Raw genomic sequence first — 24,224 nt, 5'->3', positions numbered from 1 at the left:
GTCAGGGCTTTTTTATGCAAATCAGTGAACCTTTGTGGTTATTGATTATTGAAGCTTAAAGTTAATGGGAATGCTAAATGGAACTTTAACAGGAGTGCCCCGTTGTTTCCCAGGCTGCATTTTGGGAAGCAGCTTGATTATGCGCGTGGCTTCGGCTTCTAGGTGTTTGTCCGGTCCGCGCTTTTGAATATGTCCGATACTTCCATCGGTTTCAATCATAAACTGCATATATACCTTGCCCTGTATGCCCATTTCCAAGGGAATTTCGGGATACCTGAAATTTTTTCGAATATGCCTGTTCATTTGATCTTGAAAGCAGGCTCTTTTATCGACAGCCTTTTCACAACCAGGGAAAACCGGAACCTCTTCTATGACCGAAAAGGGTACGGGTGGCATGTCTACGGGATCATCGATAACATCAATGTCCTTTACTTCCAGGATTTCCTTGTATGGATCACTTTCCGAAGACGCGACATCCGTTTCGATAATTGGGTCCTCATTTATGACAACCTCTATGACATCCGGGATGAACGGTGCTGGAGGGGGTGGTGGTACGTCAAGGGTAATAAGGGGTGGTACTTCTTCTAGGGGGTCATCGGGCATGTTTATGGCCTCACCATAATAATTTGGTTGGTCATAGGTTTTCCACTCAAAGGCCATGTAGGTACATGCCATTACAAGGATCAATCCGATTACAAAATAAAGTCCGCTGTTCTTGTTTAAATCCCTATTAGGGTGTTTTTTTGGTTTCATCATTCAAAAGTTTTGGCCATTCTTGGGAAAGGCAGGGTTATACAATTGTTTACAAGTCCCCTATATCGGTATCCGGAATTGATATAGGTGTTTTTAGGCTTGTTGAATGTTTGAATGAAGCTACGGTTTAACCTGTTTATTTGAAATCCGTAATGAGTGAAAGGTAATGTTCAGTGTGTAAAATGCCCTTTTGGGAAAGGCAGGTGTTTTAGGAGAGCAATCCCATTGGGATATAATGGGGTTAAAACAATGAAAAGTTATTGGTTTTTTAAAAAATCCAGCGAGGCACCTGCGGGTATTTCGTAGGCATCTTTTCCTTTTTCGAATATACGGGCGCTAAGTTGGCCTCCATGGAGTGTGATTTCCTTGTTTTGCACGCGAATCCAACTTCCTTCCCGAAGGCCTATAACCGGCGTAGTATTGAATTCATGGAATTCCTTGATACGTGTTTCCCGCGTTTCCCCTTTGTGGGTCGAGTTAGGGTCGGGATCAAGATAATGCGGATTAATGTTCATTGGAATTATAGCCAAGGTGTCGTAACTAGGAGGATAAACAATCGGCATGTCATTGGTGGTCTTGATAGTGGGCCCGGCAATATTACTACCGGCGCTAGTGCCTAAATAAGGTGTCCCGTTCAAAATTACCTGCCTCAGTGTGGGCATTAGGTGATGATGATAAAGGCTATTGACGAGTACAAAGGAATTGCCGCCCCCGGTAAAGATGCCCTTTGCGGATTTTAGGGCGGCTTTAGGTTCGTCAAATGTGTGTAGACCTGTTAGTTTTTTGCCTATATGTTGAAATGCCGTAGCGGCCATTTCACTATAGGCATCATGGGAAATACCACCCGGTCTTGCAAAGGGGATGAAAATTACCTCTTCAGTGTTTTGGTACAATTCACCCAAGGCATCAAATAAATAGTCTAAATAGGATCCTCCGAAAATCGTTGATGTACTGGCAAGTAGGCAATTTGTCATACGGGGTGGTTTTTAGAATAAACCGTTGATCTCAGCGTCTATCCTGTTTAAGATCTCCCCGAGATCTTCTGGGTTGTCAACAAAATCAAGGTTATCCACATCGATAATCAGTAGTTTTCCTTTTTCATAACCATAGATCCAAGCTTCATACCGTTCGTTCAATCGACTTAGGTAATCAATTGAAATGGTGTTCTCGTAATCACGCCCACGTTTATGGATCTGCTTTACTAAATTGGGAATGGTACTTCTTAAATAAATTAGAAGATCCGGTGGTTGCACCAAGCTTTCCATCAATTCGAAAAGACTTGAGTAGTTCTTAAAGTCCCTATTGGTCATCAACCCCATCGCGTGAAGGTTGGGCGCGAATATGTAGGCATCCTCGTAAATGGTCCTGTCCTGAATAATGTCCTTGCCACTTTCCCTAAAACTAAGGACCTGACGGTATCGGTGGTTTAGGAAGTAAATCTGAAGATTAAAGCTCCATCGTTCCATTTGGTTATAAAAATCGTCCAAATAAGGATTGTCAACAACATCCTCAAAATGGGCTTCCCACTTGAAGTGTTTTGCCAGAAGTCTTGTCAGTGTGGTCTTTCCGGCGCCAATGTTTCCTGCAACGGCAATATGCATAAGGTATTCTGATTTGTGATTAGTGTTATATCAATTGAGTTTAATGGAGGGTACAATATACAAGATTACTATAGGAAGTAAAAACCTTTATATCAATATCGGGAAAAAAATGTACAAGTGGCATTTTATTTTTTTTACCGACATATTAAACCAAATACCTTCAAAAGAGTCCAACGCTATAATATTCAATGAAGAACTTTTGATGATGGATGGTATTTTGGGAGTTGACCAAAATCAAAGATTCAAAAATACTTCATTAAACCAAAAGTCGAACAGATGGGAAATAAAATGATAGTGGTTCTAATGATGGTTTTTACCATGTATAACGGTTTTTCGCAGAATTTTCAAGGAAAGGCCACCTACGAGAGTAAAACCCAGGTGAATATGGATTTTGGAAACAGACAGATTCCAGAAGACCGTAAGAAGGAAATCATGGAACGTATGAAGAAGGCCAATGAGAAAACGTATGAACTTGTGTTCAATGCAAAGGAATCATTATATGAGGAGGAAGAAAAATTGGAACAGCCTGGAGGTAACAGTGGCAGGGGCATGCGCTTTAGAGCTATGGGAAGTGCAGGCGGTGACCTGTATAAGAATATTGAGGAAGGAAGGTATTTGATCAAGAACGAGCTTTTCGGAAAGATATTCCTAATAGAGGACAATCTTGAAAAATTGGATTGGAAACTGGAAAGTGACACCAAACAAATAGGGAAATATACAGCATATAAGGCAGTAGCAATAAAGACGGTAAAAAGACCCAATATGCAAGCCTTGTTCCGGGGGAGAAATAGTGATGATCGAAATGCCGACAAAAAGGAAGGGCAAGACACGAAAGAAAAAAAAGAGGAGGAATTCATAGAGAAGGAGGTCGAGATTGTGGCGTGGTATACACCTGAAATCCCAGTAAATCAGGGGCCTTCGGAATATTGGGGATTGCCAGGGTTAATTTTGGCCGTAAGCGATGATGTGACCACTATTGTTTGTTCCAAAATCACTTTGAACCCCAAAGAGAAAATCGAAATTAAGGCACCCAAGAAAGGGAAAAAGGTAACCCAAACGGAATACGATGAGATCTCCCGCGAAAAAATGAAAGAGATGCGCGAGAATTTCCGAGGTGGTCGAGGTGGCGGTGGTCGAGGTGGTAGATTCTAATATCGGCGCTTAAATAACAAACGATTTTAATTTCCTTCAAAACAAGTTTAGATGAGAATTACATTGCATTTCATAGTCTTTTTGACTTTTGGCTTTTTTTGTTCGGCCCAGGAAATTTCTTTAACGGGTATTGTTAAGGATAGTACGGGAACAGGTGTTGATATGGCGAATGTGATCGCTATCAATACGGAGACAAAGGGACTGGAATCCTATGGGATCACCAACCATGCAGGATTGTATAAGTTAAAGTTGAAAACGGGCAGTCAGTATACGGTCAAAGTAAGTTATCTAGGTCTGAAGACCGAATCCTTTACCCTTACTGCTGGTGATGTTGATGCGGTAAAGGATGTTGTAATGCAAGAACAGGCCGCCCAGTTGGATGAGGTGGAGGTAACTTATGAAATGCCGGTATCCGTAAAAGGCGATACGATTGTTTATGATACCGATTCCTTTGTTTCGGGTACTGAAAAAAAGTTGAAGGATGTACTGGAAAATTTACCAGGGATTGAAATCGATGATGATGGGCAAATAGAGGTTGAAGGAAAGACGGTAACCAAGGTAATGGTAGAGGGAAAGGATTTTTTCGATGGGGATTCCAAAATTGCCGTTGAGAATATTCCGGCCAATGCCCTAAGTAAGGTTGAGGTGCTGAAAAATTATAATGAGGTGTCCCAAATGAAGGGCCTAACGAATGATGATGATAATGTAGCCCTGAACATTCGGTTGAAAGAAGGTAAAAAGAAATTTTGGTTTGGGGAGCTCACGGCGGGTTACGGACCGGATAACAGATACTTGGCGCACCCTAAACTATTTTATTACAGTCCTGATTATAGCATCAATATAATAACCGATTTGAATAATTTGGGGGAAGTCCCCTTTACCCGTAACGATTATCGCAAATTTACGGGTGGCTTCAGGGATATAAACGCAAGGGGCGGGAGTTCCATAGATGTTGGTTCTGACGGACTAGGGCTTTCCACAGGGCAAAACAATAGGGCAAACGATATAGATACCAAGTTTGCGGCGGTTAACTTTAGTTATGCCCCTTCGAAGTCATTGGATTTGAGTGGATTTGGGATTTATTCCCATACGGGAACCCTGATGAAGTCAATAAGTAGCACAACCTATATCGCCAGTAATGATATTGAGAATGCAACCACGAATACCGATCAGACCGTTCATTTGGGATTGGCAAAATTGAGTGCAAGGTACAAACCCAATGCTGACCTCCAGATAGATTATGATGCATTGTTAAAGCAATCCGATGATTATGAGGCTGTGGATGTGCTCTCCATATCGGATATCACCGATGAAATTTCTGAAGTTAAAAGGCAGAAACCCTTAGCGGTAAACCAGAACCTGAACCTGTATTATACCTTGGACGACAAGAATATTTTTGCCGTAGAGGCCCAGCATTTGTATCAAGATGAAGACCCGTTCTATGAGGCAATTCGTAGCGAGTTTGCCTTTGTCGATGTTTTTCCAGTAGACGAAAACCAGGATGTTTATAATATAAATCAAGTCAAGAATGTAGTTACCAATAAGGTGGATGCCAAAGTGGATTATTATTATGTATTGGGAGATAAAAGTAATTTGAACTTTACCATGGGTACTACCCAGAGCCATCAGAATTTCAATTCGGGGATTTTCCAAGTTTTGGATGGGGGAACCACTTTGGATATGGAGGGCTCTGATTATGAAAACGATGTGGACTTTAATGTCTCTGATCTGTATTTGGGTTTTCATTATAAAGTGATATCGGGAATTTTCACCTTTAACCCTGGGGTTACCTTGCATCAGTATAATGTAAAGAACGATCAATTGGGGAATGTGGTCAAAGACGATCTTACTTCCTTGTTGCCTGATGTATATATAAATGCACAGCTTAAAAAGTCGGAAAACCTGAGGTTTAATTATCGGGTGACACGTTCCTTTACCGATGTCAATAAATTTGCACAAGCCTACGTGCTCAATAATTATAACTCGGCTTACCAGGGAAATAGGGATTTGGAAAGTGCCCTTAACCACAATCTATCCTTGAATTTTTTCAGTTTTAATATGTTCAATTTCACCAATATTTTCGGTAATGTCTCCTATACAAAAAGGATCGATGCCCTAAAAAGCAGTGCTGAAATTGTGGGGATCAACCGAATCAGTACGACAATCAATTCCAACTTTGAAGATGAGTCATTTTCCGCCAATGGGCGTTATGAGCGTACTTTTGGGAAAATAAAGGGTTCGGTTCGTGGTAGTTTGGCATGGTCAACCACCAATAACCTAGTTGATAACGCACAACTCACCTCCAATGCATTTACCCAGAGCTATCAGGGAGCGTTGTCCACCAATTTCAAAAATGCACCCAATCTTGAAGTAGGATACCGCTATAGTGTGAACAATTATGACAACGGTGGGCGGGAAACAACCTATTTCACAAAAAGGCCCTATGCCCGGTTTGATACAGCATTTTTGAAGAGCTTTATTGTAACGCTTGACTATGATTATTACAACTATACAGACAAAGAGGGTACGATTGGTAATAAGTATAGTTTTTTGGAATCCAATTTGACATACCAACAGAAAGATAGTAAGTGGGAGTTTGGTATCAAAGGCACTAACCTTTTAAACACCACAACGCTTAATAAGGACAGTACCAATGAACTTTATTTTACGACCCAATCCTATTATGTGCAGCCGAGGTATGTTTTATTTACGATAAAGTATGATATTTAGAATGGCATAGTCTCGATCGTAGTGTAAACTGAACAACATTTAGTAGTAAGTATTGGTTGCATGAAAAATAATAAAAGAACAAATAAACAAGAAATGGTCAAAATTCAAAGCAAAAAGAAAACATCAAAAGTCAGGGTGTATGTGGATATTCTCCTGTTCACTCTTATGGTAATGGTGTTAATTCCCCAAACAACGGGGGTTCCAATTCATGAGTGGGCAAGTTTTATTCTGATTATACCGTTTTTGTTACACCTGATAATCAATTGGAATTGGATAGCTGCGAACTCTAAAAAACTTATGGGGAGGCAGTTCAAAAAAACGGTGTTTGATTATTTTTTTAACTGGCTACTTTACCTGTTTATGCTTGTAGTAACTGTGTCCGGTATCGTAATATCGGAGGCTGCATTGCCTGTTTTCGGGATTCATTTTTCGCCGGATGGGTTTTGGTCGGTAATCCATGACGTTAGCGCTACACTATTTATGGCAATGTTAGGGGTTCATATCGCTTTACATTGGAGGTGGATAGTAGGGGCGCTTGGAAAACTTAAATTCAAAACGGATTTTCACCATGTGTCTGAAGTCGGTACCATTTTAAAAAAGGATGCTCGCCAACTATTGATTCTTGTTGGTATAAGTGTCATACTATCACTGGTAATTTGGGGTTTTGGCTATAGTACATGGGCCGACTCTTTTAGAATCGGTTCGGATGTTCAGAATGGTGAAAACGGTGGGAAAATGCCAATGGGGTGGATGGTTTACGTTCTGCCATTATTGAAGGTTTCCGTTCTTATGGGCATTCCCGCACTTATCACCGGGGCAATTCTCAAGCTAAAAAGGAGGAAGGCCTCAATAGCTTAATAAGATGTTTCCTGAACCGTATCGTGTATCGATAGATGGCATGGTGAAGTTAGATGAATGTTTACTGGCATGGGTATGGGACGTGTAAAGCTGATGGTTTACGAAGCCGGGGCATGGAATCGTTATAGTGTCAAAGGGTCTTGTTTTTTTAAGCTGAGGGCTATTTTGCGATAAAATTTGATATATCCTCCAGACAAGCCCTTCGTGACAATCATTTTAAAAATGTTTGATAAATTACAATCGGTTTATCTTATATAAGAAAAACATTTTTTATACTTTTGTCCCCAATCTTAAGAGGAAAGATTTGACTGATTGCAACCTCGTAGCCCTAAATTCACGTTAGGGCCTAGTTCCTAAGGGAATTGGATACTGAACAAGTTCGGTATTGTAAAAATGCTAAAGCAGTGATAGCTGATTTTATTCAGCATATTCGCCCTTTTCGCAATCTTTCTGTTATTCCTCCTAATTATTTTTGTAAAAATGGCATATTTATTTACCTCAGAATCTGTTAGTGAAGGGCATCCGGACAAAGTGGCCGATCAAATCAGTGATGCATTATTGGATAGTTTTTTAGCTTTTGACCCAGAAAGTAAAGTAGCTTGTGAAACCTTGGTAACCACAGGGCAGGTTGTTTTGGCCGGAGAGGTTAAAAGTGATACCTATTTGGATGTTCAGAATATCGCCAGGGATGTCATTAATAAAATCGGCTACACCAAAGGGGAATACCAATTTAGTGGCGATTCGTGCGGTGTTATTTCCTTGATCCATGAACAATCCCAGGATATTAATCAAGGTGTTGACCGTGGGGCAAAGGAAGAACAAGGTGCCGGTGACCAGGGAATGATGTTTGGTTATGCTACGAAAGAAACGGAAAATTACATGCCTTTGGCATTGGATATTTCACATAGGATTTTACAAACCCTTGCTGCTATAAGGAGGGAAGGTACAGAGATATCATATTTGAGGCCTGATGCCAAAGCCCAGGTAACCATTGAATATTCAGATGATAATGTGCCGCAACGGATAGATACTGTGGTTGTGTCCACGCAACATGATGCTTTTGATGCCAACGATGATAAAATGCTGGCGAAAATCAAGGAAGATATTATTTCAATTTTGATGCCTAGGGTAATTGGGCAATTGCCCGAGAGTGACCAGGCATTGTTCGATGATCAAATAAAATACCACATCAATCCCACAGGGAAATTTGTGATTGGTGGACCACATGGTGATACCGGGCTTACGGGAAGAAAGATCATTGTGGACACTTATGGGGGCAAAGGCGCCCATGGTGGTGGTGCCTTTAGTGGTAAAGATCCAAGTAAGGTAGACCGAAGCGCAGCCTATGCGGCCCGTCATATAGCCAAGAATTTGGTAGCGGCCGGAGTGGCCGATGAGATTTTGGTACAGGTTAGCTATGCCATTGGCGTAGTAGAGCCTACTTCGATTTTTGTGAATACTTATGGCACTTCAAAGATTTCGTATTCAGATGGTGAAATCGCAAAAATTGTTTCACAATTGTTCGATATGCGCCCCTTTGCCATTGAGGAACGTTTGAAATTGCGCAATCCCATTTATTTGGAAACCGCTGCCTACGGACATATGGGCAAGGAACCTAGAGTGATTACGAAAATTTTTGAATCTCCCTACAATGGTAGGATTGAAAAGGAAGTGGAATTGTTCACTTGGGAAAAATTGGATATGGTAGATGCTGTGAAGAAGGCATTTAAAATGTGATTTTTTAAAAAAGATTAGGAAAAAACAAACACACGGCCTTATATTTGCCGTTCAAAAGTTCAAACACATATTGAATTGTTATCAAGAAAGGTGGAGGGAATAGACCCTGTGAAGCCTTAGCAACCCTTTGCCTCCTGTGCAAAGAAGGTGCTAAATTCTATCTTGAGGCTGAACGTCTTCAGTATCCTTTAATTTAGGCAAGAATAGATAACGAAACGAATTACATTTTTGTAATTGTCTCTTTCTTTTTAACTTTTTGATTATTCCTAGTTGCTAATCGCGATTAGGGAACTAGTGTTTTGATTTATTTTATTAACAACATAAACAAATTAAAATCATGGGTAATCAAAAATTTTCTACAAACGCATTACATGCAGGTCACGACACAACCAAAACAGGAGGGACACGTGCGGTACCTATTTATCAAACTTCATCATATGTATTCGATAATACGGATCATGCGGCTAACTTGTTTTCATTGGCTGAACTGGGTTTCATCTATACACGGTTGAACAATCCTACCAATGAAATTTTACAGAATAGATTGGCAGCCATAGAAGGTGGTGTCGGGGCTGTGGTTTTTGCTTCGGGGGCCTCTGCGATTTCCACAAGTTTATTGACGCTTTTAAAAGCAGGTGATCATATTGTGGCTTCCAGCAGTTTGTATGGCGGTACTTTTAATCTATTGAATGTTACCTTGCCAAGATTGGGTATTACCACTACGTTTGTCGATGCTTCCGATCCGGAAAATTTTGGAAAAGCGGTACAGGACAATACGAGGGCTATTTTTGTGGAATCCTTGGGGAACCCAAAATTGGATGTATTGGATTTAAAGGCGATATCAGCACAGGCGAAAAAGGCACAAGTACCTTTCATCGTTGATAATACAGTTGCTTCACCAGCCTTGTTGAACCCTATCGAATATGGGGCAAACCTTGTTATCCATTCACTTACAAAATATATCGGTGGTCAAGGTACCTCATTGGGTGGGGCTGTTATCGATGCAGGCACTTTTGATTGGACAAACGGAAAATTTCCTGAATTCACCGAACCTTCCGCTGGTTATCACGGTTTAGTCTATAGCGAGGCATTGGGTGCTGCGGCATTCACTTTTAAATTGATCTTGGAAGGGTTACGAGATTTCGGTGGCGCGCTAAGTCCGTTCAATGCTTTTCAGATTATCCAAGGTTTGGAAACATTATCGGTACGTATAAAACAACATAGTGAGAATGCCCTGGCTTTGGCTACTTGGTTGGAAGGTAGGCAAGAAGTCGAATGGGTGAATTACCCAGGTTTGAAAAGTAGTAAATACTACGATCTGGCGCAGGAATATTTGCCAAAAGGACAAAGTGGGGTGGTGACATTCGGTCTTAAAGGCGGATTTGAAGCCGCTAAAAAAGTCACCGATGCAACTAAGATATTCTCTTTATTGGCAAATATCGGTGATACAAAATCCTTGATTATCCATCCGGCAAGTACAACCCACCAACAATTGACGGTAGAACAACAGGATGCCGCTGGGGTAGGTCAGGATTTGATTCGTCTATCGGTCGGTATAGAGGATATCGAAGATCTTAAAGCGGATTTAGAGCAGGCTTTTTCTACCATAGAACAATAGGTTTTATTGTAAATTTACATATCCCTTTATCCGGTTTTTTTAAAGAGATGTTAAGGTTAATATAGAATTTTCAAATGCTACATCAATTAGAATTAAAAGATTTCACGACAATAAGTGGAGTATCACAAGATATTTCGCTGTCTTATCAACTTTTTGGAAGGCCACTTCACGAAGCACCCATAGTACTGGTAAATCATGCCTTGACCGGAAACTCGAATGTCACAGGTCCTGACGGGTGGTGGTCAGCGGTTATCGGGGAAGGGAAATGTATCGACACCGATAAGTTTACCATACTGGCGTTCAATATACCGGGTAATGGTTATGACGGTTTTGTGATCGAAAACTATAAGGATTTTGTGGCTGGTGATATGGCCCGGATTTTTTTATTGGGACTAGAAGCCTTGAAAATAGAAAAGCTATTTGCTTTGTTGGGAGGTTCGTTGGGTGGTGGCATTGCTTGGGAAATGGCTGCCCTGAACCCTAATTTGACCACGCATCTGATTCCTGTGGCATCAGATTGGAAATCTACCGACTGGCTCATTGCAAATTGTCAGATTCAGGAACAGTTCCTGGTCAATTCCAAGCAACCCGTTCATGATGCCCGTATGCACGCCATGTTGTGTTATAGAACGCCAGAGTCTTTCAAGGAACGGTTTAAGAGAAGTACCAATGAGGAGTTGCAGGTTTTTAATGTCGAAAGTTGGTTGATGCACCATGGAGAAAAACTGAAGGACCGTTTTCAGGTTTCGGCTTATAAGTTGATGAACCAATTACTGAAGACGATCGATATCACCCGAACAGGGGAAACTGCCTTTGTTGACCTTCAAAACAGTAATACCAATATTCATATTATTGGGGTCGATTCAGATCTGTTCTTTACCGCCAAGGAGAATAAGGAGACCTTCAAACAATTGGCACAGGCCAAAAGTAATGTTACTTACGGTGAAGTACAGTCGTTGCATGGGCATGATGCTTTTTTGATCGAGTTTGAGCAAATGCAAAAACTTCTCAATGGGATTTTCAATACGAACGGAAAGTCCGATCGCATCAAAATATTGAAATTTGGAGGTAAATCATTGAGTAACGGGGAGGGTCTAGGGTATGTATTGGACATTATCGGCGATAAAGTGGGTAATGGTGAAAATATAGCTGTTGTGCTTTCGGCACGTGAGAAAGCGACGGATCAATTGGAGACCATGCTTGAGAAGGCGGCCCGGGGAGAGGATTATTCAAAGGATTTTACCGCTTTCGAAAAATATCAGACCCATACTTTTAAGAATGTCAACCTTGCGGAGGAATATGAAGGGTTGTTCAAATTGTTCGAAGGGGTCTCGCTCTTAGGGGATTACAGTCCGAAAATCAGGGATCAGGTTTTGGCCTATGGGGAGGTTATTTCCGCTAAATTAATCACCAAACTATTGATCGGTAAAGGAATCAACGCTAAATTGATGGATTCCCGAAAATTGATCAAGACCGATAATACCTTTGGTGATGCCCATGTCATAGAGGCGATATCCAAGGAAAATGTGTTAAGGGAATTTTCCAAATTAAGCCATGATACCGTTCCCGTGATAACGGGGTTCATCGCTTCTACCCTGGAAGATGAAACTACCACGTTGGGTAGAAATGGAAGCAACTATTCGGCGGCGATGATAGCCAATTATTTGGATGCCGAGGAGCTTCAGAACTATACCCATGTTGATGGTATTTTTACGGCGAATCCCGATTATGTATCCGAAGCTAAACGAATTTCGGAACTGTCGTATAGTGAAGCCAATGAGTTGGCGAATTTCGGGGCAACCATATTACACGCCAAGACCATTATTCCTTTGATCGAAAAGAATATTCCCTTGCGAATATTGAACACCTTCAATAGTGATAATGAGGGAACACTGATAAGTGCCAAGTCGAACAAGGAAGGTATAAAATCATTATCGGTCATAGAGAATGTCGCCTTAATCAATCTTGAAGGTAGGGGATTATTGGGCAAGGTCGGGGTAGATGCCCGAATATTCAGGTCACTTGGGGATAATAACATAAGTGTAAGTATTGTTTCCCAGGGATCTTCGGAACGTGGTATTGGTTTGGTGGTCAATGCCAATAAGGCACAAAGGGCCAAGATGGCCTTGCAACGGGAGTTTGAACACGACTTTCAATCCAAGGATATCAATCAGATAACCGTCGTCAACGATGTGTCAGTGATATCCATTGTGGGCCAGGATTTGAGTACGTTCCACAAACCTTACAATTCCTTGATAAAGAACCAGATCGTACCCTTGCTTTTTAATAATACGGTTACGGGTAAGAACGTGAGTTTGGTCGTTAGGAAGTCCGATCTGCACAAGGCATTGAATGTTATGCACGGACAGATTTTCGGAATCAGTAAAAAAGTGAACGTGGTTGTTTTTGGTCATGGAAATGTGGGGGGAACCTTGGTGGATCAGATTCTGAAATCTTCCAAAACGATCGAAAAAAGAAAAGGAATCGATTTGAATGTCTTTGCGGTGGCAAATTCAAGAAAAGTCCTCCTTAACCAAAAAGGAATACCAAAGAATTGGCGTACGGCCATTGAGGAGGATGGTGTCGCCTATCAAATAAAGGATATTTTTGATTATGCCAAAAAGAACCACCTTGAAAACTTGATTGCTGTCGATAATACGGCCAGTGAGGATTTTGTGGCTAATTATTTCGATTTTGTTGAAAACGGATTCGATTTGGTGTCATCCAATAAGATAGCCAATACCCTTGGTTTTGATTATTATCAATTACTGCGTGAGGAATTGGATAAAAAGCAAAAACAATATTTATACGAGACCAATGTCGGTGCCGGATTACCGTTGATAGATACGATAAAGCTGTTGCATCTTTCCGGTGAGAACATCACGCGTATCAAAGGGGTGTTTTCGGGCTCATTGAGTTATATATTCAATACGTTTTCAGAAGCGGATGCCCCCTTCTCGAACATCCTGAAGGATGCCATGGACAAAGGTTTTACCGAACCGGATCCCAGGGAGGACCTTTCGGGTAATGATGTGGGTCGTAAACTTTTGATCCTTGCCCGTGAGTTGGACCTGAGCAATGAGTTTTCTGATATACAGATTCAAAATTTGATTCCTGAAAATTTGCGAAATGAATCTGTTGACGGGTTTTTAGGCAATTTGGATGTGCTCAACGATACCTTTAATGTGTTGAAGAAAAACCAAAAACCGAATCATGTTTTGCGATATGTCGGTGATTTGCATGGTGATTTGACCAAGGAAAAAGGGACTTTGGAAGTGAAATTGATATCGGTACCGAAAGAAAGTGCTTTAGGGCAGGTAAAGGGTTCCGATTCCATAATTGAGATTTACACGGAATCCTATGGGGAACATCCTTTGGTCATACAAGGGGCCGGTGCAGGCGCGGCAGTTACTGCCAGGGGTGTCTTTGGGGATATTTTACGAATTGCGGAAAAAGGATAGTTATGGAAAAGAAACACAAATTCGAAACTGAAGCCATCAGAACACAGATGGAGCGTTCACAATATTTGGAGCATTCATCACCCTTATATTTAACTTCAAGTTTTGTGTTTGAGGATGCAGAGGATATGCGTGCTTCCTTTGCTGAGGAAAAAGACAGAAATATTTATTCCCGTTATTCCAATCCGAATTCCTCTGAATTTGTGGAAAAGGTATGTAAGATGGAAGGTGCTGAGGATGGTTTTGCTTTTGCATCGGGCATGGCAGCCGTGTTTTCAACCTTGGGGGCCCTTTTGCGTAGTGGTGATCATATTGTTTCGGCACGTAGTATTTTTGGGTCGACACATAGCCTGTTCATGAATTTTTTCCCCAATTGGAATATTTCGCATAGTTATTTTCAGGTTGATGAGTTGCATACCATTGACGATATGGTGACACCCCAAACCAAAATCCTATATGCTGAAACCCCGACCAACCCGGGTGTTGATGTGTTGGATTTGGAGGAGCTCGGCAAGATTGCCAAAAAACACAATTTAATTCTCATTATTGATAATTGTTTTGCATCGCCCTATTTACAGCAGCCGATTAAGTTTGGGGCCGATTTGGTCATCCATTCGGGAACCAAATTAATGGATGGACAAGGGCGCGTACTGGCAGGCATTACTGTTGGTAATGCGGAACTGATTGATAAGATCTATCGTTTCTCCAGGATAACTGGACCGGCATTGTCACCTTTCAACGCCTGGATCTTGTCTAAAAGTCTGGAAACCTTGGCGATTAGGGTTGATCGGCATTGTGAGAATGCCTTGAAGTTGGCTGAATTTTTAGAACAACATGAAAAGGTAAATTGGGTCAAGTATCCATTTTTAAAATCGCATCCGAAATATGAAATTGCCAAAAAGCAGATGAAAGCCGGGGGTTGTGTCGTAGCTTTTGAGGTCAAGGGTGGATTGGAAGAGGGGCGTAAGTTCTTCGATTCAATCCGATTGTTGTCGTTATCGGCCAACTTGGGGGATACCAGAAGTATTGTCACCCATCCCGCATCTACAACGCATAGTAAACTTTCCAAAGAGGAAAGGAAAGCGGTGGGCATTAGTGATGGATCGGTTCGGATTTCAGTCGGTCTCGAGAACATTTCGGACATAATTCAGGATATTGCACAAGCCTTGGATTAGTTTTGTTGTTATAGGCAAAATGAATCTAAGATTTTGCATATATTCGCTAAATGCTTTCCAAGAAAACAAAATATGGTTTAAAGGCTTTGAGCTTCCTGGCTACATTGGAAGATCGGCAGCCGGTTCAGATCGCTGAAATTGCCAAGCATGAAAATATTTCCCAGAAATTTCTCGAAAGTATTCTTTTGACCCTAAGAAAGTCAGGCCTTTTAGGTTCTAAAAAAGGCAAGGGAGGCGGGTATTATCTCATTAAGGATCCCAAGGATATTTTAATGACCGATGTAATGCGTATTCTCGAAGGTCCCATAGCCTTGGTACCTTGTGTTAGTCTTAATTTTTATGAGAAATGTGAGGATTGTCCGGATGAGGCCAGTTGTTCCGTACATAAATTAATGCTTCAGGTTAGGGATAGTGCATTGACCGTATACCGCCATAATACCTTGGCTGATTTAATCAAGTAAACCCCATCACTTCAGGGGAATACATCAATTTCTAAATTTTTTGGAAGATTCATCAATGATTGCAATTATTGATTGATAATTCTATTGAAAATCGACTTAAAAATTAATAATCTACTAAATCAATAGGGTAAATCTAATATTTATTTATTTTTAATATGCGTTTTTCATATATAATTCTAAATTTGCATACTCTATCAAATCGATAGGATAATAAATATAAACTTCATGATTGCAGACCAATTGATTTTAAATAAAAAAACGGCCAAGAGTGATTTTGATACCGACAGAAAATCAGAAAGTCCAGTTCGCAGTATCGCAAAAGCGTTGAGTTGGAGAGTGGTTGGGACGTTGGATACGTTATTGATATCTTACCTCTTAACGGGTAAGATCGCTGTAGCGGCCTCTATCGCCTCAATCGATTTTGTGACCAAGATGATTCTTTACTTTTTTCACGAAAGAGCGTGGAATATGGTTACTTGGGGAAAAAAGTAGAATACCTATCTTAAAAATTTGAACAATGGATTTTACCGAGGAGAATATCAAAAAATACAATAGCCAATTTAAGGAAGCCCAACCGGAAGAAATAATTTCATGGGCGATTGGACATTCCAAAAATGCCGTGGTCACCACGAATTTCAGACCTTACGAGGTGGCTATTCTCAATGCGGTTACCCAAGTGCGGAAGGATGTACCTGTAGTTTGGTGCGATACGGGGTACAATACTCCCCAGACCTATGCCCATGCCGAGAAGTTGATAGCTACTTTGGATTTGAATATAAAATTATATGTTCCCAAACAAACCGCTGCACATCGTGATGTTGTTATGGGTATTCCAGGCATCGATGACCCAAGGCATGCGGAGTTTACCGAACAAGTAAAATTGGAGCCTTTTAAAAGGGCTATGGCCGAGATAAAACCTGATGTTTGGTTTACCAATTTAAGGAAAGGTCAGACAGCCCTTAGGGATACCTTGGATATTTTTAGTCTTAGTAGGGATGGGGTTTTGAAAGTTAGTCCATTCTATTCCTGGACGGATGAACAATTGGATACGTATTTGGAGGAAAGAAACCTGCCGAATGAACATAAATATTTTGATCCCACCAAGGTGCTTGAGAACCGGGAGTGTGGATTGCACATTTAATGAAGCATATAAAAGCGTAATAGCATGGCATTGATTAAAGATACATCACATATTAACCCACTGGAGAACGAAGCTATTTACATTATTCGTGAAGTGGCGGCACAGTTTGAAAAACCTGTTCTATTGTTTTCTGGCGGTAAGGATTCCATAACCTTGGTACGATTGGCGCAAAAAGCATTCTACCCTGCAAAGATTCCATTTCCTTTAATGCATATTGATACAGGGCATAATTTTCCTGAAACCATCGAATTTCGCGATCGATTGGTGAAAGAGCTCGGTTTGGAGTTGATTGTACGTAATGTTCAGGATTCCATAGACCAAGGAAAGGTAAAGGAAGAGACCGGAAGATATTCCAGTAGGAACGCCTTGCAGACAACCACGCTTTTGGATGCCATAGAGGAATTCAAGTTCGATGCTTGTATCGGTGGGGCAAGACGTGATGAGGAAAAGGCTAGGGCCAAAGAACGTATTTTTTCTGTAAGGGACGATTTTGGCCAATGGGATGAGAAAAATCAAAGGCCCGAATTGTTCGATATGTTGAATGGGCAAATCGACCTAGGTCAAAATGTGCGTGTTTTTCCGATCAGTAACTGGACGGAATTGGATGTGTGGTCTTATATCGAAAAAGAGAACATCGAAATTCCATCGATTTATTTCGCCCATAAAAGGAAGGTTTTCTTAAGGGATGGGATGATTTGGTCGCATTCTGACTACGTATACCAAGAGGAAGATGAAGAGGTATTGGAAGAACTGGTGCGTTTTAGAACTGTGGGTGATATGAGTTGTACGGCAGCGGTTTTTTCTGAAGCTTCGGATATAGCGAGTGTTGTTCGGGAGATTCGGGAGTCTACCATCTCTGAAAGAGGTGCGCGAATAGATGATAAGCGGTCAGAGGCAGCTATGGAAAAAAGAAAACAACAAGGATATTTTTGAAGTTTTAAAACGAAAATTTTTCCTTTAGCTCATGGCTTACAGCCTTTAGCAAATCATAAAATGAATTAAAATTAGGCTCGTGGCCAAAAGCTAAGAGCCAACAGTATATAGAGAAATGGAAGTACTAAAAATTGCAACGGCAGGTAGTGTGGATGATGGTAAAAGCACCTTGATAGGAAGAATCTTGTATGATACCAAATCATTGACCACCGATAAGTTGGAAGCCATTGAAAAAACCAGTAAACAAAAAGGGTATGATTATTTGGATTTCTCCTTGGCCACAGACGGACTTGTAGCCGAAAGGGAACAGGGGATAACCATCGATGTGGCCCATATCTATTTTTCAACACCTAAAAAAAGTTATATCATAGCAGATACCCCAGGCCATGTGGAGTATACCAGGAATATGGTTACGGGAGCTTCAACATCCCAAGCTGCGATTATTTTAATCGACGCTAGAAAGGGGGTTATTGAACAGACGAACCGTCATTTTTTCATCAACAACCTATTGCGGATTAAGAATGTTATCGTGGCCATCAATAAAATGGATTTGGTCGACTATTCCGAGGAAATTTATAACGCGATCAAAAAGGATTTCGAATCCTTGATGGGTAAGCGTGATTATCAAGAGCAAAATATCACCTTTATACCTGTAAGTGCCCTTAAGGGAGACAATGTGGTTCATAAGACAGATAAATTGCCTTGGTATAAGGGGCAGACTTTGTTGGATCATTTAGAGCAATTGGATAGGAAGGATGTATTCAATGCGGGTACCCCAAGATTTCCTGTACAATTTGTTATTCGACCAAAAACCGATGAATTTCATGATTTCAGGGGGTTCGCAGGCAAAGTATATGGAGGTGAATTGAGTGTGGGGGATGAGGTTGTGGCATTGCCTTCCCAAACCAAATCCAGAATCAAGGAAATCTATTTTCACGATAAAAAATACCAAACCGCATCGAGACGATCATCGGTAACCATAACCCTAGAAGACGAAATTAATGTAAGTCGGGGAGATATGTTGGTCAAGGTGGGTGATATGCCAAAAATCGATAAGCAGTTTACGGCCACTATTTCTTGGATGGATTCCAAAAACATGAACGCCGGTGGTAAATACATCATACAACATGGTGTAAATAAGGTCTTGGCCAAAGTGGATAACATTCATCATAAAATCAATCCGGATTATTCTGGTATTGATGAAGGGGTCGATTCCCTTAAGATCAATGATATCGCCAAAGTGTCCTTTAAATTGAACAAACCCATTTTCTTCGATGCCTTTAAGGACCATAGAACAAATGGTTCCTTTATTTTAATAGATACACAATCGAATAATACCGTAGGCGCAGGGTTTATCAATTGATTTCCTGAATAGATTGATAAATGACCAGGGTTTTGCCTTGGTTTGCGGCAATAATTACCTATTAAAACGATAGGTATAATAGAATAATAATTTTAGTGATACATTAATCCAAGATTTTTCAAGAAAAGAATATGCGAAGTTTTAGAACAGAAATAGAAAATCCGATAGTAGAAAAGGATATCATCGAATTGGATGCCAAGATCCGCCAATTTAAAGGGGGAAAATTGGATGAGGAAAAATTCCGAAGTCTTCGTTTGGCACGTGGCATATACGGGCAACGCCAGTTTGGTGTACAGATGATTCGCATTAAACTACCCTACGGTAAGGTGACCTCAAACCAGTTAAGACGAATCTGTGATGTTTCTGATGAATACTCTACGGGGAGATTGCATATTACCACAAGACAGGATATCCAAATACATTATGTGGATTTGGATAAGACACCTGAACTTTGGGCCCAATTGGAAAAAGATGACATAACCTTGAGAGAGGCCTGTGGTAACACGGTACGTAATGTAACCGCTAGTGAAACCGCGGGAATCGATGTTGATGAGCCCTTTGATGTTTCACCTTATGCGCATGCTCTTTTTGAGTATTTCTTGCGAAACCCCATTAGTCAGGAGATGGGTAGGAAGTTCAAAGTATCCTTTTCAGCCAGTGATGCGGATACAGGATTGTCCTATATGCACGATTTAGGATTTATTGCCAAATCGCAAAATGGGGTACGTGGATTTAAGGTAATGCTAGCAGGTGGTTTGGGGTCACAACCCCGACATGCCGATTTGTTGTTTCCGTTTTTGCCTGCAGACAAAATCATTCCATTGATGGAAGGTGTTGTTCGTGTATTCGACCGTTATGGTGAACGTAAGAGCAGGTCTAGGGCAAGATTGAAATTCTTATTGAAGGATGTTGGCTTGGACGGGTTTAAGCAATTGGTCGAGGAAGAACAAAAAGCAATACCTATAAAAAGCTATCCTATCGATGCCGAGGCTTATCCAAAAGCGGATATTGCAAACGTTGTCGATATTCCAGACGTTGAAATTGCAGACAAAGAAGCCTTTGAGGCATGGAAATCAACCAGTTTGGTTCCCCAAAAACAGGAAGGATATGTTGCGATTGGTATTAAAGTACTATTGGGTGATTTCTATACGGATAAAGCTCGTTTGTTGGCAACATTGGTTGAGAAATATGCCGCTGGGGAACTGCGTTTGTCCCTGCGCCAGAATATTTTAATTCCCTATGTGAAGGAAGAATTGGTGCCTTTCTTTTATAACGAACTCTTAAAATTAGGTTTTGCCCATATGGGGTATAACAAAGCTGGTGATATTACTTCTTGTCCAGGAACGGATACCTGCAACCTGGGTATTGCAAGTAGTACGGGTATTGCCAGGGAATTGGAACGGGTCATCAAGGCTGAATATCCCCAATATATAAACAACCCCGATGTGCTCATCAAAATAAGTGGTTGTATGAATGCTTGTGGCCAGCATAATATGGCCAATATCGGTTTTCAGGGAATGTCTATAAAAACCAAGGACAAATTGGTTGCCCCGGCCTTACAGATTTTATTGGGTGGAGGTAACTTAGGGGACGGAAATGGTGCGTTTGCCGATAAGGTGCTCAAAGTGCCCAGTAAGCGGGGACCTGAGGCGCTACGGTTGATATTGAACGATTTTGAAGCCAATGGGAAAGGGGCTTCTTATGTTACGTATTATGCTGAAAAAGGAAAATCCTATTTCTATGACCTATTGAAGCCTTTAGGCGATTTAGATACGATAACACCAAGCGATTATATTGACTGGGGATCAGAAGAAAAATACCAAAAAGCCATTGGTGTCGGGGAGTGCGCTGGAGTGGTCATTGATCTTGTGGCTACCTTGTTATACGAAAGTGATGAAAAGATCGTCAATGCGATTTCAGCAATCCATGAAGGAAAATGGGCCGCTAGTATATATCATTCGTATACGGCAATGGTCAATGCGGCTAAGGCTTTGTTGACTTCGGAGAAAACGAAAACGAATACCCATATCAGTATCATCAAGGATTTTGATGAGATTTTTGTCCAATCCAATCGAATACAAGTCGAGGGTGGTTTCTCCGAAATGGTACTTCAGATAAAATCGAGCGAGCCTACCGAAGATTTCGCAAAAAGCTATTTAAAAGAAGCACAGGACTTTATGGAGAGTGTTGAAACGTATAGAAAACTGGATTTATCAAATGTTTAAGCAGCCCAAACTTACGGTAGTCGGTGCTGGTCCCGGTGACGTCGATTTAATAACCATAAAAGGGGTTAAGACCTTGGCAAGCGCCAATGTGATTCTGTACGATGCCTTGGTAGACGATACACTATTGGAATATGCACCCAATGCGGAACATATTTTTGTAGGCAAGCGAAGAGGTTGTTATGCCTATGAGCAAGATCAAATCAATGAACTTATTGTAAGCAGGGCATTCAGCCATGGTCATGTGGTCCGATTAAAAGGGGGGGATCCCTTTGTATTTGGACGAGGTGCCGAGGAAATGGAGTATGCCGCTGCCCAAGGCATTGAAGTGGCTATGGTTCCTGGGGTTTCATCCTCGGTGTCCGTACCTGCTTCCCAACATATCCCTGTAACCAAAAGAGGTTCTTCCGAGAGTTTTTGGGTAATTACAGGAACGACAAAAGAACATAAATTATCTACCGATGTCCATTTGGCAGCTAAGTCCAATGCCACCGTCGTCATCCTTATGGGTATGAGTAAATTAGGGGCTATTGTAGATCTTTTTAAACAAGAAGGCAAAGACGATACGCCCATTGCCATTATTCAAAACGGTACACGGGAGAATGAGAAAGTAGGGGTTGGTACCATAAGGACAATTCAAGAAGAAGTAGCTAAACAGGAATTGAAAAACCCGGCCATAATTATTATCGGTGATGTGGTAAAGCATCGGGAACGTATTTTGGAGTTGCAAAAGAACTATTCACAAAATGATCTTCCTGTATATCCGGGCAAAAAGGTTGAGCATGATAAAATAGACCTCAAAGGACTTTAGGCTTCAGAGGCCATTAGATATTAGGCAATGATGGAAAGAAATAATCTATACCCAGTTTTTCTCAAGACGTCAAATCTGTCCATACTTATTGTAGGTGGCGGTAATGTAGCCGAGGAAAAGCTCACTTTCCTGACCAAATCAAGTCCGGATGCCAATGTTACGATGGTTTCCCCGGAATACGGCAAAGGCACTTTGGAGTTGGCCCAAAAGTACAATGTGCAGTTGATTACCGAGGTATACGATAAAAAGTATCTCAAAGGAAAACATATGGTCATTGCGACCACAGATAAACCTGAGGTCAATGTGCAGGTATATGAAGATTGCCGTGCACTTGATAAATTGGTCAATGTGGCCGATAATCCCCCTTATTGCGATTTTTATATGGGAGGAATCGTAACAAAAGGTAACGTCAAGATCGCTATTTCGACCAATGGTAAATCACCGACGACAGCCAAAAGGTTGCGTCAGTTTTTCGAGGAGGTCATCCCTGAGGATATAAATCAAATGGTCCTTAATTTAAATGCTTTTAGGAATACCCTCAAGGGGAACTTTGAACAGAAGGTTGAAAAAATGAACGAAGTAACCAAAAGCCTTTTGCCCACAAAAGAAAAAATTGACAAGCAATAGCCTAAAACTAAGGTTATTCCTTGTTTTTAAACAAACAGTACCGTTTATTTGCAACGAGTTCTTTACTATGTTGATATAGTTATCAAGAAAGGCGGAGGGACTAGACCCAATGAAACCTTGGCAACCCTTTCCCTACTGTATAACGGGGTAAGAAGGTGCTACATTCTATCACAGCTAAGGCGTGAAAGATAACCCTAATAAAGACATCTGTCTTACACCTTTCCTTGATCGATAAATAAAAGTAGTGCGTTGCCATTTTCATACCTGTAAATGGTCAGGCTTTGCAATGTGTGGTTTTTGTAGTACCAATAAGATTACTAAAATCTTGTAGGATTACAAAAAGATACCACTGCAAACAATAAGTCCAATCGCAGTCGAAAGACCTAACGCAATTAAAGATGAAAATAATACAGTATATTTTTTGCAAATAGAATGCATGAGAGACATAAAAAAAATATTAAAGGAGCGAATTTTGATTTTAGATGGTGCCATGGGTACCATGCTACAACGTTATAAATTCACTGAGGCTGATTTTCGCGGTGAACGATTCAAGGATTGGCCTAGTCCGTTACAGGGTAATAATGATCTTTTATCCCTGACACAACCAGAGGCCATTGCCGCCATTCATGCAAAGTACCTTGAGGCAGGTGCCGATATTATAGAGACCAACACCTTTTCCAGTACAACCATAGCCATGGCCGATTACCATATGGAGGATCTGGTACATGAACTTAACTATGAAGCAGCCCAAATTGCTAGGAAAGTGGCAGACGAATTTACGGATAACGAACCCGATAAACCTAGGTTTGTTGCGGGTAGTATAGGTCCTACCAATAAAACAGCAAGTATGTCCCCCGATGTTAACGACCCAGGGTACAGGGCTGTTTCCTTCAATGATTTGCGATTGGCCTATAAACAGCAAATAGAGGCTTTGGTAGACGGTGGTGTTGATTTGTTACTTGTTGAGACTATTTTCGATACCTTAAATGCCAAGGCTGCGCTTTTTGCCATTGAAGAGGTGAAAGAAGAACGGAATATTGATATTCCTGTGATGGTGAGTGGTACGATTACCGATGCCTCCGGGAGAACCTTGTCCGGACAAACAGCAGAGGCATTCTTGATTTCAATATCACATATTCCAATACTTTCGGTAGGTTTTAATTGTGCCTTGGGAGCAAGTCAATTGGTGCCACATTTAGAGGTCTTGGCGGCAAAAACGGATTTTGCCGTTTCTGCCCACCCAAATGCAGGTCTTCCAAATCCCTTTGGGGAATACGATGAGACTGCAGGGCAGATGGCAGCCCAAATTAAGGAATATATGGAAAAGGGTTTGGTGAATATTGTGGGTGGTTGTTGTGGAACAACCCCAGAACATATTTCAGCCATGGCAGCATTGGTGAAGGATTATAAACCTAGAAAGGTTGGTAGTATATAGTTCCGGTATGGGGTGTGTTTGGAAAGGGACGCTACAAGGGAGTCCCAATATCCATAGAGATAAGGATTCCTTGAAAAAGGAAGGTATTAAACCCTCGTAGGAAAAGTGGTAAAGAGTAATAAATCGCAAAATGAATTTATCAATTAGTG

The 24,224-nt window shown here is 41.1% G+C and carries 19 protein-coding genes and 2 riboswitches; of the genes, 16 read left to right on the top strand and 3 right to left on the bottom strand.

Translation table 11 applies throughout. The features are described 5' to 3' along the window. Positions 1-45: 45 nt before the first annotated feature. The 3 genes from HPE56_RS12320 to HPE56_RS12310 form a co-directional block, all read right to left on the bottom strand. Positions 46-756 carry an energy transducer TonB gene (locus tag HPE56_RS12320; RefSeq protein ID WP_317173202.1) on the bottom strand — a complete coding sequence of 237 codons (711 nt, stop codon included), beginning with the start codon at positions 754-756 and terminating at the stop codon, positions 46-48. Positions 757-1,010: 254 nt separating this feature from the next. Next, positions 1,011-1,727 (bottom strand): dipeptidase PepE, encoded by a 717-nt coding sequence (gene pepE / locus HPE56_RS12315; RefSeq protein WP_188244059.1) that lies wholly within the window; start codon positions 1,725-1,727, stop codon positions 1,011-1,013. A 12-nt stretch (positions 1,728-1,739) separates the two neighbouring features. Further along, entirely contained in the window at positions 1,740-2,354 is a 615-nt protein-coding gene (locus HPE56_RS12310) for a deoxynucleoside kinase (RefSeq protein ID WP_109652729.1), read from the bottom strand. A 276-nt stretch (positions 2,355-2,630) separates the two neighbouring features. Between HPE56_RS12310 and HPE56_RS12305 the strand changes: the two genes are divergently transcribed. From HPE56_RS12305 to HPE56_RS12230, 16 genes are all read left to right on the top strand, one after another. After that, a complete protein-coding gene (locus HPE56_RS12305; RefSeq protein ID WP_223170290.1) occupies positions 2,631-3,506 on the top strand; it encodes a GLPGLI family protein in 876 nt (291 codons plus the stop codon). Positions 3,507-3,557: 51 nt separating this feature from the next. Continuing rightward, positions 3,558-6,236, top strand: a complete 2,679-nt coding sequence (locus tag HPE56_RS12300; protein WP_188244058.1) for a TonB-dependent receptor — start codon at positions 3,558-3,560, stop codon at positions 6,234-6,236. A 60-nt stretch (positions 6,237-6,296) separates the two neighbouring features. Continuing rightward, a complete protein-coding gene (locus HPE56_RS12295) occupies positions 6,297-7,094 on the top strand; it encodes a DUF4405 domain-containing protein (protein ID WP_188244057.1) in 798 nt (265 codons plus the stop codon). A 480-nt stretch (positions 7,095-7,574) separates the two neighbouring features. Continuing rightward, positions 7,575-8,831 (top strand): methionine adenosyltransferase, encoded by a 1,257-nt coding sequence (gene metK / locus HPE56_RS12290; protein ID WP_188244056.1) that lies wholly within the window; start codon positions 7,575-7,577, stop codon positions 8,829-8,831. 75 nt (positions 8,832-8,906) lie between these two features. Next, positions 8,907-9,045, top strand: a riboswitch (SAM riboswitch). Between the two features lie 123 nt (positions 9,046-9,168). Continuing rightward, entirely contained in the window at positions 9,169-10,449 is a 1,281-nt protein-coding gene (locus tag HPE56_RS12285) for an O-acetylhomoserine aminocarboxypropyltransferase/cysteine synthase family protein (RefSeq protein WP_188244055.1), read from the top strand. Between the two features lie 74 nt (positions 10,450-10,523). Then, positions 10,524-13,910 carry a bifunctional aspartate kinase/homoserine dehydrogenase I gene (gene thrA / locus HPE56_RS12280; protein WP_188244054.1) on the top strand — a complete coding sequence of 1,129 codons (3,387 nt, stop codon included), beginning with the start codon at positions 10,524-10,526 and terminating at the stop codon, positions 13,908-13,910. Between the two features lie 2 nt (positions 13,911-13,912). Beyond that, positions 13,913-15,082, top strand: coding sequence for a trans-sulfuration enzyme family protein (locus tag HPE56_RS12275; protein ID WP_188244053.1), 1,170 nt, complete (start codon positions 13,913-13,915; stop codon positions 15,080-15,082). Positions 15,083-15,132: 50 nt separating this feature from the next. Next, positions 15,133-15,543 (top strand): RrF2 family transcriptional regulator, encoded by a 411-nt coding sequence (locus HPE56_RS12270; RefSeq protein ID WP_188244052.1) that lies wholly within the window; start codon positions 15,133-15,135, stop codon positions 15,541-15,543. A gap of 225 nt (positions 15,544-15,768) precedes the next feature. Next, a complete protein-coding gene (locus HPE56_RS12265) occupies positions 15,769-16,035 on the top strand; it encodes a DUF2061 domain-containing protein (RefSeq protein WP_188244051.1) in 267 nt (88 codons plus the stop codon). A gap of 25 nt (positions 16,036-16,060) precedes the next feature. Continuing rightward, entirely contained in the window at positions 16,061-16,684 is a 624-nt protein-coding gene (locus tag HPE56_RS12260; RefSeq protein WP_188244050.1) for a phosphoadenosine phosphosulfate reductase domain-containing protein, read from the top strand. A gap of 24 nt (positions 16,685-16,708) precedes the next feature. Then, complete coding sequence (cysD, locus tag HPE56_RS12255; RefSeq protein WP_188244049.1) at positions 16,709-17,617, top strand: sulfate adenylyltransferase subunit CysD; 909 nt, start codon at positions 16,709-16,711, stop codon at positions 17,615-17,617. A 115-nt stretch (positions 17,618-17,732) separates the two neighbouring features. Then, entirely contained in the window at positions 17,733-18,980 is a 1,248-nt protein-coding gene (locus HPE56_RS12250; protein ID WP_188244048.1) for a sulfate adenylyltransferase subunit 1, read from the top strand. A gap of 131 nt (positions 18,981-19,111) precedes the next feature. After that, positions 19,112-21,205, top strand: a complete 2,094-nt coding sequence (locus tag HPE56_RS12245; RefSeq protein ID WP_188244047.1) for a HEPN domain-containing protein — start codon at positions 19,112-19,114, stop codon at positions 21,203-21,205. Then, positions 21,198-22,013, top strand: coding sequence for a uroporphyrinogen-III C-methyltransferase (gene cobA, locus HPE56_RS12240; protein WP_188244046.1), 816 nt, complete (start codon positions 21,198-21,200; stop codon positions 22,011-22,013). The genes HPE56_RS12245 and cobA overlap by 8 nt, the downstream gene beginning before the upstream one ends. 30 nt (positions 22,014-22,043) lie before the next feature. Further along, a complete protein-coding gene (locus HPE56_RS12235; RefSeq protein WP_188244132.1) occupies positions 22,044-22,640 on the top strand; it encodes a precorrin-2 dehydrogenase/sirohydrochlorin ferrochelatase family protein in 597 nt (198 codons plus the stop codon). A gap of 76 nt (positions 22,641-22,716) precedes the next feature. Further along, positions 22,717-22,835, top strand: a riboswitch (SAM riboswitch). Positions 22,836-23,076: 241 nt separating this feature from the next. Beyond that, positions 23,077-24,075 (top strand): homocysteine S-methyltransferase family protein, encoded by a 999-nt coding sequence (locus HPE56_RS12230; RefSeq protein WP_188244045.1) that lies wholly within the window; start codon positions 23,077-23,079, stop codon positions 24,073-24,075. Positions 24,076-24,224 lie beyond the last annotated feature (149 nt).

Source organism: Maribacter aquimaris (genome assembly GCF_014596745.1).
GTDB classification, from domain to species: Bacteria; Bacteroidota; Bacteroidia; order Flavobacteriales; family Flavobacteriaceae; genus Maribacter_A; species Maribacter_A aquimaris.
The sequence above is the reverse complement of the archived record's forward strand: the minus strand, read 5'-3'. Positions and strand labels throughout refer to the sequence as shown.